Annotated in this window: 13 protein-coding genes and 1 pseudogene; 9 read left to right on the top strand and 5 right to left on the bottom strand. The window is 71.6% G+C overall.

Annotated features, from left to right (window positions below; genetic code table 11):
- Positions 1-55: 55 nt before the first annotated feature.
- From Pen02_RS33015 to Pen02_RS33000, 4 genes are all read left to right on the top strand, one after another.
- The gene (locus tag Pen02_RS33015) at positions 56-1993 is read left to right on the top strand and encodes a fumarate reductase/succinate dehydrogenase flavoprotein subunit (RefSeq protein ID WP_203870149.1); all 1938 of its coding nucleotides are present in this window, start codon (positions 56-58) and stop codon (positions 1991-1993) included.
- Positions 1990-2751 (top strand): succinate dehydrogenase/fumarate reductase iron-sulfur subunit, encoded by a 762-nt coding sequence (locus tag Pen02_RS33010; protein WP_203870053.1) that lies wholly within the window; start codon positions 1990-1992, stop codon positions 2749-2751. The genes Pen02_RS33015 and Pen02_RS33010 overlap by 4 nt, the downstream gene beginning before the upstream one ends.
- 194 nt (positions 2752-2945) lie before the next feature.
- Entirely contained in the window at positions 2946-3953 is a 1008-nt protein-coding gene (locus Pen02_RS33005) for a serine hydrolase (RefSeq protein WP_239141692.1), read from the top strand.
- 101 nt (positions 3954-4054) lie between these two features.
- The gene (locus tag Pen02_RS33000) at positions 4055-5200 is read left to right on the top strand and encodes an MBL fold metallo-hydrolase (RefSeq protein WP_203870052.1); all 1146 of its coding nucleotides are present in this window, start codon (positions 4055-4057) and stop codon (positions 5198-5200) included.
- A gap of 102 nt (positions 5201-5302) precedes the next feature.
- Here Pen02_RS33000 and Pen02_RS32995 read toward each other — a convergent pair whose 3' ends face one another.
- Positions 5303-6790 carry an APC family permease gene (locus Pen02_RS32995; protein WP_203870051.1) on the bottom strand — a complete coding sequence of 496 codons (1488 nt, stop codon included), beginning with the start codon at positions 6788-6790 and terminating at the stop codon, positions 5303-5305.
- Between the two features lie 222 nt (positions 6791-7012).
- On the opposite strand from Pen02_RS32995, the gene Pen02_RS32990 reads away from it, so the two are divergent.
- On the top strand, positions 7013-7672 hold the full coding sequence (locus Pen02_RS32990) for a GOLPH3/VPS74 family protein (protein ID WP_203870050.1): 660 nt from the start codon (positions 7013-7015) through the stop codon (positions 7670-7672).
- Positions 7673-7871: 199 nt separating this feature from the next.
- Here Pen02_RS32990 and Pen02_RS32985 read toward each other — a convergent pair whose 3' ends face one another.
- Positions 7872-9851 (bottom strand): primary-amine oxidase, encoded by a 1980-nt coding sequence (locus Pen02_RS32985; protein ID WP_203870049.1) that lies wholly within the window; start codon positions 9849-9851, stop codon positions 7872-7874.
- A gap of 226 nt (positions 9852-10077) precedes the next feature.
- On the opposite strand from Pen02_RS32985, the gene Pen02_RS32980 reads away from it, so the two are divergent.
- The 4 genes from Pen02_RS32980 to Pen02_RS32965 all read left to right on the top strand — a co-directional run bounded on the left by Pen02_RS32980 (position 10078) and on the right by Pen02_RS32965 (position 13916).
- Positions 10078-12489 (top strand): Tex family protein, encoded by a 2412-nt coding sequence (locus Pen02_RS32980; protein WP_275413636.1) that lies wholly within the window; start codon positions 10078-10080, stop codon positions 12487-12489.
- Between the two features lie 148 nt (positions 12490-12637).
- Complete coding sequence (locus Pen02_RS32975) at positions 12638-13066, top strand: SRPBCC domain-containing protein (protein WP_203870047.1); 429 nt, start codon at positions 12638-12640, stop codon at positions 13064-13066.
- Positions 13063-13473, top strand: coding sequence for an ArsR/SmtB family transcription factor (locus Pen02_RS32970; RefSeq protein ID WP_203870046.1), 411 nt, complete (start codon positions 13063-13065; stop codon positions 13471-13473). The genes Pen02_RS32975 and Pen02_RS32970 overlap by 4 nt, the downstream gene beginning before the upstream one ends.
- A complete protein-coding gene (locus Pen02_RS32965; RefSeq protein ID WP_203870045.1) occupies positions 13470-13916 on the top strand; it encodes an SRPBCC domain-containing protein in 447 nt (148 codons plus the stop codon). The genes Pen02_RS32970 and Pen02_RS32965 overlap by 4 nt, the downstream gene beginning before the upstream one ends.
- 44 nt (positions 13917-13960) lie before the next feature.
- On the opposite strand, the gene Pen02_RS32960 is transcribed toward Pen02_RS32965, so the two are convergent.
- The 3 genes and pseudogenes from Pen02_RS32960 to Pen02_RS32950 all read right to left on the bottom strand — a co-directional run bounded on the left by Pen02_RS32960 (position 13961) and on the right by Pen02_RS32950 (position 15976).
- Positions 13961-14164 carry a DUF397 domain-containing protein gene (locus Pen02_RS32960; RefSeq protein WP_203870044.1) on the bottom strand — a complete coding sequence of 68 codons (204 nt, stop codon included), beginning with the start codon at positions 14162-14164 and terminating at the stop codon, positions 13961-13963.
- A pseudogene (locus Pen02_RS32955) lies at positions 14157-14528 on the bottom strand (DUF5753 domain-containing protein); the annotation flags it as partial. The gene Pen02_RS32960 and the pseudogene Pen02_RS32955, both read right to left, overlap by 8 nt.
- 371 nt (positions 14529-14899) lie before the next feature.
- A complete protein-coding gene (locus Pen02_RS32950; protein ID WP_239141688.1) occupies positions 14900-15976 on the bottom strand; it encodes a DUF389 domain-containing protein in 1077 nt (358 codons plus the stop codon).
- Between the last annotated feature and the right edge of the window lie 100 nt (positions 15977-16076).

Raw genomic sequence — 16076 nt, 5'->3', positions numbered from 1 at the left:
GCACCACGGACCGCAGGGGGAGGTCGAGACCGCGCCGCCGAACTCCAGCGGCGGTCTGGACCTCTTCACCCTCGGCGAGCCGATCGCCGACACGAAGGCCCCGGACGGGCCGATCGAAACCCGGTGGCAGCGCCGCCGCTTCGACGCCAAGCTGGTCAACCCGGCCAACCGGCGCAAGCTGACCGTGATCGTGGTCGGCACCGGCCTGGCCGGCGGCTCGGCCGCCGCGACGCTCGGCGAACAGGGCTACCGGGTCAGGTCCTACTGCTACCAGGACAGCCCGCGCCGGGCGCACTCGATCGCCGCCCAGGGCGGCATCAACGCCGCGAAGAACTACCGCAACGACGGCGACTCCATCCAGCGGCTCTTCTACGACACCGTGAAGGGCGGCGACTTCCGGTCCCGGGAGTCGAACGTGCGCCGGCTGGCCGAGGTGTCGGTGGAGATCATCGACCAGGCGGTGGCCCAGGGCGTCCCGTTCGCCCGGGAGTACGGCGGGCTGCTCGACACCCGGTCGTTCGGCGGCGCCCAGGTGCAGCGCACCTTCTACGCCCGGGGCCAGACGGGTCAGCAGTTGCTGCTCGGGGCGTACCAGGCGTTGGAGCGGCAGATCGGGCAGGGCCGGGTCGAGATGCACAGCCGGCACGAGATGCTGGAGCTGATCGTGGTCGACGGCCGGGCCCGGGGCATCGTGGTCCGGGACCTGGTCACCGGCGAGATCGGATGCGACTTCGCCGACGCCGTGGTGCTCGCCTCCGGCGGGTACGGCAACGTCTTCTACCTCTCCACCAACGCCAAGGGCTGCAACGTCACCGCCACCTGGCGGGCGCACCGCAAGGGCGCGCTCTTCGCCAACCCCTGCTACACGCAGATCCACCCGACCTGCATTCCGGTCTCCGGCGACCACCAGTCGAAGTTGACCCTGATGAGCGAGTCGCTGCGCAACGACGGCCGGGTCTGGGTGCCGAAGGCGGCCGGAGACGACCGCCCGCCCCGGCAGATCCCCGAGGACGAGCGCGACTACTTCCTGGAACGGATGTACCCGTCCTTCGGCAACCTGGTCCCCCGGGACATCGCCTCCCGGGCGGCCAAGAACGTCTGCGACTCCGGCCGGGGCGTCGGACAGACCGGGCTCGGCGTCTATCTCGACTTCGCCGACGCGATCGACCGGCTCGGCCGGTCCACCATCGCCGACCGGTACGGCAACCTCTTCGAGATGTACCAGCGGATCACCGGCGAGGACCCGTACGAGGTGCCGATGCGGATCTATCCGGCGGTGCACTACACGATGGGCGGGCTCTGGGTCGACTACGACCTCCAGGCGACCATCCCGGGCCTGTTCGTGATCGGCGAGGCCAACTTCTCCGACCACGGCGCCAACCGGCTCGGCGCGTCGGCGCTGATGCAGGGGCTGGCCGACGGCTACTTCGTACTGCCCAGCACCATCGCCGACTACCTGGCGGCCGGACCGTTCGAGGCGCTGACCGACGAGCACCCCGAGGTGGTGGCGGCCCGGGACGACGTCACCGACCGGCTGTCCCGGCTGCTCGCCTGCCAGGGCGACCGGACCGTCGACTCGTTCCACCGCGAGTTGGGCCAGATCATGTGGGACCACTGCGGCATGGAGCGGACCGACGCCGGGCTGCGCAAGGCGCTCGCCGAGATCCGCGCCCTGCGCGACCAGTTCTGGCAGCGGGTGAAGGTGCCCGGCGACGGCGAGGGGCTCAACCAGGCGCTGGAGAAGGCCGGCCGGGTCGCCGACTTCTTCGAGCTGGCCGAGCTGATGTGCGTCGACGCGCTGCACCGGACCGAGTCGGCCGGCGGGCACTTCCGGGCCGAGAGCCAGACCCCGGAGGGCGAGGCGCAGCGCGACGACGACCACTTCAGCTACGTGGCCGCCTGGGAGTTCACCGGTGCCGACCAGCCGCCGGTGCTGCACAGGGAAGACCTGCACTTCGAGTACGTCCACCCCACCCAGCGGAGTTACAAGTGAACCTGACCCTGCGGATCTGGCGCCAGACCGGACCGGACGACCCCGGACGGATGGTCAGCTACCAGGTCCCGGACGTCTCCCCCGACATGTCGTTCCTGGAGATGCTGGACGTGCTCAACGACCGGCTGACCCTCGACGGCGAGGCACCCGTCGCCTTCGACCACGACTGCCGGGAGGGCATCTGCGGCGCCTGCGGCATGGTGATCAACGGTGTGGCGCACGGGCCGGAGCGGGCCACCACCGCCTGCCAGCTCCACATGCGACACTTCCGGGACGGCCAGACCATCGACATCGAACCGTGGCGGGCCAAGGCGTTCCCGGTGATCAAGGACCTGGTGGTGGACCGGAGCGCGTTCGACCGGATCGTCGCGGCCGGCGGGTACATCACCGCGCCGACCGGCGCCGCCCCGGAGGCGCACGCCCAACTGGTCCGCAAGTCCGACGCCGATGCCGCCTTCGAGTCGGCCGCCTGCATCGGCTGCGGCGCCTGCGTCGCGGCCTGCCCGAACGGCTCGGCGATGCTGTTCACCGCCGCCAAGGTGAGCCACCTGAGCCTGCTCCCGCAGGGCCAGCCGGAACGCTCCACCCGGGTCGTCGGGATGATCGACGCGCACGACGCCGAGGGGTTCGGCGGCTGCACCAACATCGGCGAGTGCACCGCCGTCTGTCCCAAGGGGATCCCGCTGACCAGCATCGGCCGACTGAACCGCGACTACCTGAAGGCCACCCGCGACCGGGACGGCGCCCCGGCCACCTGAACCCGACGCACATACACCGCCGATACACCGCAGCCCGCACCGCTCGTGCGGCTGGGCGGTGCGGACCGGAGTCGCCTATTGTTACCGGGCGGCAAGCCGCAAATCCGGCAGTCGCCCTGCGGCCAGCCGGCAGCGGGCTGCCGCCGGTAGACGACATCGACGCCTCCGGAACGGGAGACCACGTGGTGAGCAAGGTGAATCGCAGGACCGCGCTGGGCATGGGCACGGCGGCCACCGCCGGGGTCGTGCTCGGCACCGCCACTCCGGCAATGGCCGCGCCCAACAGCGGCCAGGGGATCCAGAGCCCCGACCGGACACAGGCGGACCAGGTCGCCGCGATCTACCGACGGGAGAAGACGAAGGCCGGCGGCAACTGGTACGCGTACCTGAGCGTGGCCGGCGGGACCGGCCCGACCCCGCTCGTGGCGGTACGCGAGAACCCGGACACCGTGGTCGAGGCGTACAGCGTCAACAAGATCGCGGTGGCCACCGCCGTGCTGGACAAGGTCGACCGGGGACTGCTCACCCTGGACCAGCGGGTCGACGTCACCTCGGCGATCGTGGTCCCGGGCGGCGACGGCATCTTCAGCCTGGACGGCGCCTACCCCAGCTCGGTGACCCTCGGGCACGTACTCGCCGCGCTGCTGACCGTCTCAGACGACACCGCCGTCCGGCTCTGCGGCCTGGTCTGCCCCGCCGCCGAGCTGAACCAGATCCTGGTCGCCAAGGGCTTCCCGAAGACCCAGGTCGAGCCGGTCGCCAACCCGAACCGGTTCTTCCTCGGCACCAGCACCCCCCGGGAGACCCACGACCTGCTCCAGGCGCTGGTCCGGGGCACGCTGCTCTCCGCCAACTCGACCACCTTCCTGCTCAACCAGCTCCGCTCGCCGATCGCGTTCACCGACGGGATCCGCCGCACCATGTCGTCGACCGACCGGGCCCGGATCGCCACCAAGGCGGGCTGGTTCGCCGACGCCCGGCACGAGGCGGGTCTGATCTTCGATCCGGCCGGTACGCCGGTGCTGACGTACGCGCTGTTCGCCGACGGTCAGGCCGGGGCGGACAACTTCGGCTCGACGCACCCGGCCGTGCAGGCCCGGGCGGCGATGGGCCCGGCGTTCCTCAGCGCGGTCAGCGGCCTGAGCAACCTCTCCGTGCCGGCCCGCCGGCCGAGGATGTACCAGCCGACCAACGGCGGCTGACCCGCCCGCCCCGGCCGCCCGGTCCCCGGTTTTCCGGGCGGCCCCGGGGTGGCCGGGGCGTCGGCGTACCCTCGCTCGTGGGGACGAGGGGGCACCGGCAGATGCGGGGAAGAGCAGCACGGGACCTGGTCGCGGCTCGTCGACGCCGGCTCCGGTGGTCGCTGGCGGTGGCCGCGATCGGGGCAGCCGCCTGGGCGGTCCGGGACGTGCCGGCGGCACTCGGCCGGCTGCCCGACGGCGCCCGCGCCGACCGGGTACACCGCTCCCCGCAGTTCCGGGCCGGGGCGTTCCGCAACCCGGTCACTACCCGGATCGCGTTACCCGGCACCGGCCGGGGCATCCTCCGCGAACTCCTCTTCGGCAACCAGCCCCGACGCCCGTCCGGCCCGGTACCGGTACTGGCACCGGAGACCGTCGAGCCAGCCTCGGCCCCACCCGGTGAACTGAACGTGCTCTGGTACGGCCACGCGTCGGCGCTGATCGAGATCGAGGGTCGCCGGGTGTTGCTCGATCCGGTCTGGAGCGACCGCTGCTCCCCGTCGGCCCGGCTCGGCCCACGCCGGCTGCATCCGGTGCCGGTGCCGTTGGACCGGTTGCCCCGGCTGGACGCCGTGCTCATCTCGCACGACCACTACGACCACCTGGACATGCCGACCGTACGCGCCCTGCGGGACACCCAGTCCGCGCCGTTCCTCGTACCGCTCGGGGTCGGCGCCCACCTGGAGCGCTGGGGCGTGCCGCCGGAGCGGATCGTGGAGTTGGACTGGGGCGAGCGGACGACGGTCGCCGGGCTCGACGTCGTCGCCACCCCGGCCCGGCACTTCTCCGGGCGCGGGCTCGCCCGGGACCAGACCCTCTGGGGCTCCTGGGTGATCGCCGGCCGGAGCCGCCGGGTCTTCTGTTCCGGCGACTCCGGCTACTTCGAGGGCTACGCCGAGATCGGTGCCGAGTACGGCCCGTTCGACGTCACCCTCATCCAGATCGGTGCGTACGCCAGCGCCTGGCCGAACATCCACATGTACCCGGAGGAGGCGGTCACCGCACACCTGGACCTGCGGGGCGGGCTGTTCGTCCCGGTGCACTGGGGGACGTTCAACCTCGCCCCGCACGCCTGGGCCGAACCGGTGGACCGGCTCTGCCGCGAGGCCGACCGCCGGGGCGTACGCCTGGCGGTGCCGCGCCCCGGCGAGCGGGTGGTCGTCGACCACCCGCTCCCGGTGGACGGTTGGTGGCGCTCCCTCGGCTGATCGCCCCGACGCACCCGGACCGGCAACGGTCCGAAGGTTCACGGGTCAGCGGGTCGAACGGGTCAGCGGGTCAGCGGGTCAGCGGGTCAGCGGGTCAGCGGGTCAGCGGGTCAGGGTGAGTTCGGTGTCCTCGACCGCCGGCTCCGGATCGGCCGCGCCCCGGCCGACGGCCTCGTAGACGGCCGGCCGGTTGGCCCGGAGCAGCAGCCCCCAGCCGAGTCCCAGCAGCGCGGCGACCAGGGTGACCGAGGGCAGCAGCCAGGCCAGGTAGCTCGGATTGCCCGGCGCGAGCAGCGCGTCGAAGTTGACCAGCAGCACCACCAGCACGGCGGAGAGCAGCACGGTGGCCAGCGCCGGGGCGACCAGCCGCTGCCAGGTGCTCACCTCGGCCGCCGGGCTGCGGCGGAAGAATCCCACCACCGAGGCGGAGGTGAGGGTCATCAGCAGCACCACCCCGACCGCCGAGACACCGCTGAGCCAGGTGAACAGGTCGAGCACCGGATGCCGGTCGGCCAGCACGAAGGCGAGTACCACGCCGAGGGCCAGCACCGTCTGGGCCAGCGAGCCGGCGACCGGCGCCCCGGTCCGGACCCCGGTCTGGCTGAGGAAGGCGGGCAGGACCCGCTCCCGGCCCAACGCGAAGAGGTACCGGGCGACACCGTTGTGGAACGACAGCAGGGCGGCCAGCACCGAGGTGATGAAGAGTACGTTCGCGAGGTCCGCCACCGTGCTGCCGGAGTATTCGGCGAGCGTGCCGAAGACGACTCCCGGGCCGGCCTCGATCGCGGCGGCCTGGGCGTTCTCCGGTCCGGTGACCACGGTCAGCGCCCAGGCGGAGAACGCGTAGAAGGCGCCGGTGAAGGCCACCGCGACGTAGGTCGCCCGGGCCACGGTCCGGCGTGGGTCCCGGACCTCCTCGCTGTAGATCGCCCCGGACTCGAATCCGGTGAAGCTCGCGATGCCCAGCGCGAGTACCGCACCGAGACCCGCCGCGAACAGGTTGCCGGGATCGAGCCCGGCGAAACTGACGCTGCCGCCGGCCGGGTTGCCGACCGAGACGACGTCGAAGACGACCACGGCGAGACATTCGAGGATCAGCAGCACCGCGAGGACGGTGGCGTTGAGGTCGACCTGGAGCACGCCGAGCAACCCGACCACCGCCAGGCCGACAAGTGCCCAGACCCACCACTGCTGGTCGACGCCGAACTTCGTCGCCATGAACTCGCCGAAAATGGCGCCGAACAGGCCGTACAGTCCGATCTGGATGGCGTTGTAGGAGGCCAGTGCCAGAAATGAGCCAGAAACGCCGCCGGCCCGGCCCAGCCCGTTCGCGATGTAGGAATAGAAGGCACCTGCGTTGCTGACGAACCGGCTCATTGCGGCGTAGCCGACGGCGAACACCGCCAGGATCGCGGCGAGCACCACATAGGACAGTGCGGCGCCGACGTTGCCGCTGACGGCGTACATCGTGGTGATGCCGCCGCCGACCACCGTCAGCGGGGCGGATGCGGCGACGGTGAAGAAGACGAGATGCACGGTGCCCAGACGTCCCCGGCGCAGGCCGGTCTCCAGGGCGGAACTGGATGACATATGTCGGTCTCTCTCGGTGTGGGGGTGACGAGAAAGGGGCTCTCGAACGACACCGGAGAGGGTATGGGTGATCACGCGCTGCGACAAGAGATCGACACGTCACATTATCGAACACGCAGGGCCAGGGCGGGTTGAACGGACAGTGCACATGCCGTACCGTCCTCCATCGACATTGGAGAGTGACCGACCCGACACGCCAGTTCGGCCGGCCGAGGATGACCGATGACCAATTACCCGGACCCACCCACCGAGCGGCTGGCCGACGAGCTGTTCCTCATCGCGCACGACGACTACAGCGGCAAGGCCCTCGCCGCCGCGATCCTGGTCGATGCCGCCCTCGGCGGAGCGCTCCTGGCCGAACTGCTCTTCGACGGGCGGATCACCCTGATCCGGTCCGCCGTGTACGTCGCCGACGACCGGGCCTGGCGCGAGCCGGTCACCGATCGGGTACTCGCCGAGATGGTGCGGCGCGGCGACGGCCATCCGGCCCGGTCCTGGCTGGAGTTCCTCGCTCCCCGGGTCCGGGACCACGTCGGCGACCGGCTGGTCAGCGCGGGCGCGGTACGCCGGATGACCGCCCGGGGGCTGAACCTGCGCACGACCGTCCGGTTTCCCGGGCTGGACCCGAACCGGGTGGCCCGGCCCCGGGTCCGGCTCAACGCCATCCTGGAGCGCTCCGACCAGCCGCTCGACGCCCGGACCGCGACCCTGGCCGGGCTGGTCCGGGCCGGCGGCCTGGTCCGGGCGTTGATCCCGAGCAACCGGACGATCGTGGCGGACCGGATAGCCGCCGGCCGACGGCTGCTCCCGACCGAACTGGGCGACCTGCTCAACGCGGTCGACGCCACGGTCGCCGCCACCGCGCTCACCGTGCGTCGCTGAATCCTCCGTCCGTCCGGTGCGGCCGGCGCCCCGGTGTCAGGTCGGATCGGTGGCCCCTGTTCCGGGAGCCTGCGGTCAATTCGCCGACCCAGCCGGCGCCACCCGGTGTCAGGTCGGATCGGTGGCCCGTCGCCCGACCGGTCCACCGGCAGCACCCGCCGCCCGTCAGGTCCGGAGCTGTGGCGGCCGGCCGGTCGGTTCAGTGGCAGGCGGCGGGGCCGTCGGCGGCGGGTGCGGCGCAGTGCGTCGACGTGCTCGCCGGAACGTCCAGGGTCGGGTTGCGGTCGAAGAAGCCGTCCGGCCGCAGCGTGAAGCCGCACCGGTCCACCGGCATCACCGGCCACTCCTCGGTGCGGGGGAAGTGGGTGGTGCCGAAGGTGTGCCAGAGCACGATGTCCTCGCCGTCGATCGGCCGGCCGGCCGCGACGTACTCCGGCAGGCCGGCGTGACCCGGGTGCTGGTTGACCAGTTCACCGGCGGGATAGCGCTGCTCCGGGTCGTACCGGGTGACCCAGAGCGACCGGGTGGCGAAGGCGGCCCGGCGGGCTACCGAGGAGGTGGGCGCGGCCAGCAACACCGTCTGCCCCTCCGGGCGGAGCTGGTAGCCGACCGGGCGACCGAGCCGGCCCAGCCGCTCCGGGTTGGAGATCCGCCAGGTCCGGCCGACCGAGGCGTCGGCGTTGCGGGCGCCGTCCGACTCCGTCGACAGCCGGGTCGCGACCCGGGTGAACGCGTTGCCGTACGGGTTGTCCGGGCCGACCGGCAGGGCCCGTACGTCGACCTCGTCGACGGCGTTGCGAACCCCGTCCACCGTCATGTCCAGCCGGGCGCTGAACAGGTGCTGGTGGTACGGCGCACCGAGCCCCGGCGCCACCTCGGTCGCGTACGCGCTGCCGTCCTGGTAGGCGGAGGTGAACAGCACACCGGTCGCCTTCACCTCCAACTGGACGGTGCCGTCGAGGTAGAGGTACCAGTAGAAGCCGTAGTCGTAGTTGCCGACCGTGGCGAAGTAGGAGATGACCAGGCGGCGCTGCCGGCGCGTCTCGGCGGAGTCGGTGAACAGGTCGGAGTGCTTCCACAGCACCCCGTGGTCCTCCTCGTGCAGGCAGATCGCGTTGGGCACCTCGCGCGGCTCGCCCGCCCCGTCGGCGAGTACCACGTCGAAGTAGTAGATCTCGCCGAGGCAGTCGCAGCCCAGCACCAGCGAGTTCACCTGCTGGCCGAGCAGGTATTCCCCGGCGTCGAAGTAGTTCTGCCAGAACCGCACCGGGCCCGGGTCGGCGTACGGGACCACCATCTCGGCGACCGAGGCGCGGTGGAGCACGGGCCGTTCCCGGTCGCCGTCGGTGATGCCGAGCTGGTGCAGTACCAGCCCCTCCCGGGGATCGAAGCCGACCCGGAAACTCCAGTTCTCCCAGCGCACCACGTCACCGTCGACCGAGAAGCTCGGTCCCTCCGGCTGGGTGATCTCGATCGGCTTCAGGCTGGTCCGGGCCGGGCCGGTGTACGCCGGGTCGTCGAAGTTGCCCTCCTCGACCGGTACCGGCAGCAGCTCGTGGTCGATCAGCTCGGTGACCCGGCGCTCGATCAGGTCGACGTACGCCACCACGCCGTCGATCGGGTGCGCCCAGCAGTGGTCCTCCGGCCGGTGGGCCAGGAAGGAGAGCACCCGGAGCAGTCGCCGGCCCCGCTCCCCCGGCAGGTCGAAGTCGCCGGCCGACAGCGGGCAGGACCGGACCAGGTCGAAGTCGGTGACGCCCCGGCGGGCCATCGCCGCCCGCCAGCCCGGGTCGGCCTTGACGATCTCGTCGACCGCGACGAACTCCTCCAGCATGATCGGCGGCTGGCCGTCCCGGGCGGCGTGGTGCTCGCGTACCGGGTCGACGGTGCCGGCGGTCAGCGAGGCCAGTACGGTCCGGGCGACCCCGGTGGCCACGTCGAGCAGTACCGCCCGGACCCGGCGGTCCACCGGGTCGCCCGGCGCGTACGCCAGCACCACGTCCTTGGCCGGCTCCTCCAGGGCCAGCAGTGCGAACCGGACGGTCGGGCCGAGCAGCCCGTGCCGGTCGAGCAGGGCCCGGGCCGCCCGGATCTCGTCGGCGGTGAGCCGGGCGAGTGGATGTCCGTCGGTGTCGCCCGCGCCGGAGCCGGCGGGCCGGTCGTCGGCCAGAAGAGTCATAACGTCCCCCGTCGATTCGCGGATCATTCCGAGCCGACCTAACCCGAATCACTCTCGGTTGTCCATAGCCGACGGCGTGTGAGTGTTCGGGCGGTCGCGGCACCGGCGCCGCCCGGATGAGGGCCGCCGTCGGGTGCGGCACAATGCTTTCCGGCACCCGGTGTGCCCGTCGCCGAGCCCGGCGGCGGCGCACCGGCGGAACCGAGTGGAAAAGGCGGAACAGGACGTGACAACCTCTGCGCAGCCGCGCTCTGTGCACCAGCGGATCGCCGAGGAGCTCGGCGTACACGAGCGGCAGGTACGGGCCGCGGTGGACCTGCTCGACGGCGGGTCGACCGTGCCGTTCATCGCCCGCTACCGCAAGGAGGCCACCGAGTCGCTCGACGACACCCAGCTCCGCACCCTGGAGGAACGGCTGCGCTACCTGCGGGAGCTGGAGGAGCGCCGGGCCGCGGTACTGGAGTCGATCCGGAGCCAGGGCAAGCTGGACGACGCGCTGGAGGCGCAGATCCTGGCCGCCGACTCGAAGGCCCGGCTGGAGGACATCTACCTGCCGTACAAGCCGAAGCGGCGGACCAAGGCGCAGATCGCCCGCGAGGCCGGGCTGGAGCCGCTGGCCGACACGCTGCTGGCCGACCCGACCCAGGACCCGCGCACGGTGGCGACCGGCTTCGTCAACCCGGACGCCGGGGTGGCCGACCCGACCGGCGCACTGGACGGCGCCCGGGCGATCCTGGTGGAGCGGTTCGCCGAGGACGCCGACCTGATCGGTGGGCTGCGCGAGCGGATGTGGTCGCGGGGCCGGCTGGTTTCCCGGGTACGCGACGGGCAGCAGGAGGCCGGCAGCAAGTTCGCCGACTACTTCGACTTCGCCGAGCCGTACACCCGGCTGCCCTCGCACCGGATCCTGGCGATGTTCCGGGGCGAGAAGGAGGGCATGCTCGACCTGACCATGGACCCGGAGGAGGCGCCCGCCCCCGACGACGCCCCGGTCGGGCCGAGCCGCTACGAGCAGGAGATCGCCGCCCGGTTCGACGTCGCCGACCGGGGGCGCCCGGCGGACCGCTGGCTGGTCGACACGGTGCGCTGGGCGTGGCGTACCCGGATCCTCATCCACCTCGGGGCCGACCTGCGGATGCGGCTCTGGCAGGCGGCCGAGGACGAGGCGGTCCGGGTCTTCGCCACCAACCTGCGCGACCTGCTGCTGGCCGCGCCGGCCGGTACCCGCCCGACGATGGGGCTGGACCCGGGGCTGCGTACCGGGGTCAAGGTGGCGGTGGTGGACGCGACCGGCAAGGTGGTGGCGACCGACACGATCTATCCGCACGAGCCGCGCCGGCAGTGGGACGCCTCGATCGAGACGCTGGCGAAGCTGGCCCGGGTGCATGGGGTCGAGCTGGTGGCGATCGGCAACGGCACCGCCTCCCGGGAGACCGACAAGCTGGCCGGTGACCTGATCAAGCGGTACGCCGACCTGAACCTGACCAAGATCGTCGTCTCCGAGGCCGGCGCCTCGGTCTACTCCGCCTCCGAGTACGCCTCCCAGGAACTGCCCGGGATGGACGTCTCGCTGCGCGGCGCGGTGTCGATCGCCCGCCGCCTCCAGGACCCGCTGGCCGAGCTGGTTAAGATCGATCCACGGTCGATCGGCGTCGGGCAGTACCAGCACGACCTCTCCGAGGTGAAGCTCTCCCGCTCGCTGGACGCGGTGGTGGAGGACTGCGTGAACGGTGTCGGCGTCGACGTCAACACCGCCTCCGCGCCGCTGCTGACCCGGGTCTCCGGGATCGGTGCCGGGCTGGCCGAGAACATCGTGCTGCACCGGGACGCCAACGGGCCGTTCCGGACCCGGCAGGCGCTCAAGCAGGTGGCCCGGCTCGGCCCGAAGGCGTTCGAGCAGTGCGCCGGCTTCCTGCGCATCCCCGGCGGCGACGACCCGCTGGACGCCTCCAGCGTGCACCCGGAGGCGTACCCGGTGGTCCGGCGGATCCTGGCCAGCACCGGCGGCGACCTCTCCACGCTGATCGGCAAGACCGCCGTGCTGCACAAGCTGCGGCCCGCCGAGTACGTCGACGACACGTTCGGGCTGCCGACCGTCACCGACATCCTCAAGGAGTTGGAGAAGCCGGGGCGCGACCCCCGGCCGGCGTTCCGGACCGCGACCTTCGCCGACGGGGTGGAGAAGATCAGCGACCTGACCCCGGGGATGCTGCTGGAGGGCGTGGTGACCAACGTGGCCGCGTTCGGCGCGTTCGTGGACGTCGGGGTGCACCAGGACGGTCTGGTACACGTCTCGGCGATGTCCCGGACCTTCGTCAAGGACCCGCGCGACGTGGTCAAGTCCGGTGACGTGGTCCGGGTGAAGGTGCTGGACGTGGACGTACCCCGGAAGCGGATCTCGCTCACCCTGCGCCTGGAGGACGAGGTCGGCGCCGGGTCACGGCCGGCGCCCGGTGCCGGCGGGTCGGACCGGGGCGGGCCCGACCGGGGTGCGCCACGCGGCGGCGGGCAGCAACGGCAGGGACGTGGTGGCCAGCAGCAGTCCCGATCGGGCGGCCGGGGCGGCTCGGGTGGGTCCGGCGGCTCGGCCGCGAGCGGTGCGATGGCCGACGCCCTGCGTCGGGCCGGCCTCGCCTGATCACCACGGAGAGGTTGACGGGTGCCGCCGGATCCGGCGGCACCCGGGTCGTTTCTCCGGCTCGGCAACGCCCGGAGCAGGGAAAACGTCCTTGCTCATCGGTAACCTTTCCGTTACGGTAAAACTCCTGTTACCAAGGAGGCATCCCGTGCGTGGCTTCGAAGCATCAACCCTGATCAAGGCCGACCCGGACACCATCTGGTCGGTGCTGACCGACGGCGCCGCCTGGCCGACCTGGGACTCCGCCGTGGCCCGCTTCGAGGGCACCATCGCACCCGGGCGGAAGGTCACCGTCTATCCCGAGGTGAACCCCAACCGGGGCTTCCCGGTCAAGGTCGTCGACTTCCAGCCGGCCAGGGAGATGACCTGGCGCGGCGGCATGCCGCTGGGCCTGTTCACCGGTACCCGCAGCTACAAGCTCACGCCACAGTCCGACGGCACGGTCCGCTTCGACATGCGGGAGGAGTACACCGGTCCGCTGGCCGGTCTGATCTTCAAGTCGGTCCCCGACCTGAACCCGTCGTTCCGTACCTTCGCCGACGGTCTCAAGCACCGCGCCGAGGAACGGGCCTCGTGACCGCACCGCACGGCGACCCGTTCAACGCGCTCGGCGACCCGCACCGACGGCGGATCGTCGAGTTGCTCGGCAACGGCGAGCAGGCGGTCCAGGACATCGCCGACGCCCTCCCGATCAGTCGCCCGGCCGTCTCGCGCCACCTGCGCCTGTTGAAGGAGGCCGGCCTCGTCATCGAGGAGCCTCGCGGTACGCAGCGCATCTACCGGCTGCACGACGACGGCGTGGCGGCCGTGCAGGCGTACCTGGAGCAGGTCTGGGGTGACGTGGCCGCCCGGCTGCGCCTCTTCGCGGAGAACACCTCGGACGACACCGGGAAGAGCGCGGAGACGACTGGTGCGACGGAGCAGGACGCGTCGATCCCGCGCCAGGGCACGACGGACGAGCCCGCCGGGGACAGTGCCGGATGATCGAACCGCTCCGTACCAGCTTCGTGGTCGACCGGCCCGCCGAGCATGTCTTCCGGGTCTGGACAGCCAACTTCTCCCAGTGGTGGCCAAAGAGCCACACGGTCACCGGCGACAGGGACGTCGAGGTCGTCCTCGAACCGCACCTGGGCGGCCGGATCTACGAACAGACCCCGACCGGGACGACCCACGAGTGGGGCGAGATCACCCGCTGGGAGCCGCCGCACCGCCTCGGCTACCGGTGGCACCTGCGCCGCGACCGCGCCGACGCCACGGACGTGGAGATCACCTTCCACGACGACGATGGCAGGACCAGGGTCGACATCGAGCATCGCGGTTGGGAACGCCTCGGCGCCGCCGGACCCGACTGGCGCGACGCGAACATGGCCGGCTGGAGCAGTCTGCTCCCGCACTTCGTCGAAGCCGTCAACCGATCCACGGCGTGAAGGGCGCGAGCCCGCCAGCGTGATCGCTGTTCAAGCGCCGCTGTTCAGGCGCCGGGACGGACGCCCCGCTTGACGGTGGCGACGAAGGCGGACCAGTCACAGGACTCGAAGATCAGCACCGGGCCGCTCGGGTCCTTGCTGTCACGCAGCCCGACGAGGCCTGCCAGGTTGTCGGCGACCTCGACACAGTCGCCGCCGTTGTTGCTGCGAGTGGACTTACGCCAGGTGGCGCCAGCCAGGCTAGGCACGGGAGTACTCCTCTGCGATCTCTTCGATCATCGTCTTCGACTGGGGTTCGGTGCGGGCACGCTTGCTGAGGTCGGCCCAGATGGTGTTGTAGGCGCTGGTCTCGTATGCCTTGTCCAGATAGATGGCTCCGGTGGCGGACTCCAGGTAGGTCACCGGTGGTTCGACCTCCTTCCCTCTCCCCTCCTGATCGAAATCCAGGATCGAGAAGTCACCCGCCATCGCCCCGGCGTGCAGCCCGGCAGAAAAAGGCAGCAGCTGGATGGTTACGTTCGGTAGTTCCATTGCCTTGATGATCTGGCGAAGCTGCTCGGCCATGATCGAAATGCTACCCACCGGCCGGCGCAACACCGCCTCGTTCATTATGTCGCCTTCGCCGCCGGTCTCTTCTCTTTCAAGGTCAAATCCCGGTGGTGCCGGTCATGCGGCGCCCGACTCGACTGTCCGGACTGCCGCAGCCGCCGGCCTTTCGGGATTCCGCCGGTGACATCCGCGCCGAGTCCTCGCGACGGGCGGGTCGGCCCATGATGGTGATCCGGTTCTGCGCCTGGCTGCGTCGACGCGGGCGGAACGGCCGCATGCCTGAGCGTCGACGCAACGACTGGCGGTGGCGCCAGGATCGGACTCGGCGATGAAGGCCGGGAGGCGCAGCGGATGCTTTCGACCCGAGCAGAAACGCCGGGGCGAATCGGACGACGATCTCGACGTACTCCGGAATCTGCCCGATCTCCAGCGTGCTACTCGTCGGCGGGTCGCGCCGTTCCCGTCGGCTCACCCCGGGGCGTCTCCGTCGGCGGCCCGGCCGAGACCGGGCCGGGCCGGGCGCTCCGGGGAGCCGGCGCGAGTACGGCCGGCAGCCGACGGGACGATACGGCGGGACGGCGGGACGTCACCCGCTGCCACCAGAGCCGCTGGACCAGCAGGGTCAGCACCCCGGCCACGACGATCGCGCAGAGGTTGATCAGCAACTGGACGAGCGAGCCGAGCGCCTCGTCGGCGACGCCGTAGCCGAGCGCGACCGCGACGTTCGCCGCCGCCGGCACCGTGGTGACCGAGATCAGCACCCCGACCAGCGAGCCGGACCGGTTCGAGGTGACCGAGAGCATTCCGGCCGCCCCGGCCAGGAAGCCGACCACCCAGGAGAGCGCGTCCGGCCGCCAGATGAAGTCGGTCATCGGCCGCTCGGCGAGCAGCATCGACCGGTCGATCAGGCCGGCGGCGGTCAACGCCCAGGTGCTGAGTACGGTCACCGCCATCGCGGTGAGGAAGCCGACGCCCAGTGCCAGCAGCGAACGCCGGATCACCGCAGCCCGCCAGCGCAGCAGCGCCACGCTCAACGCCGCCAGCGGCCCGAACTCCGGGCCGACCACCATCGCCCCGATGATCAGGATCGGCTGGTCGAGCAGCACCGCTATGCCGGCGATCACGGTGGCCAGCGTGATCAGCAGCAGGTACGTCACCGAGAGCCGGGTCTCCTCGCCGGTCTTCTGAGCGATCTCGTCCCAGACCACCGCGTCGGTACCCAGCCCCGGCGCCGCCCGGGCGGCCCGGTCGGCGGCGGCGGAGAGGGTGACGTCGACCCCGTCCCCGACCACGCCGCCGGACCGGTGCACCCCGAGCGTCCGCAACGCGTCCAGCACCTCGTCGGCGCCCTCCCGGACGACGTCGCAGAGCACCACGTCGCCGGCCGGCATCCGGGCGGCGCCGGGCAACACGATGACGTGCGTCACGGCGGGATCGGCGGAGAGCAGGTCGAGTACGGCGGCGGACCGGTCGGTCGGCACGATGATCCTCAGGTGCAGCACACCAGTCATCCTCCACTCCGGCTTCGGGCCCGAGTGGGCGCCGGTCGGCGACGACTCTAGTGCGCCGGACCGGTCGACCCGGTCTGGTGCGCCGGGCCGGTCAATCCGG

This window comes from Plantactinospora endophytica (assembly GCF_016862915.1).
GTDB classification, from domain to species: Bacteria; Actinomycetota; Actinomycetes; order Mycobacteriales; family Micromonosporaceae; genus Plantactinospora; species Plantactinospora endophytica.
This window is presented reverse-complemented; position numbering and strand designations above follow the sequence as displayed.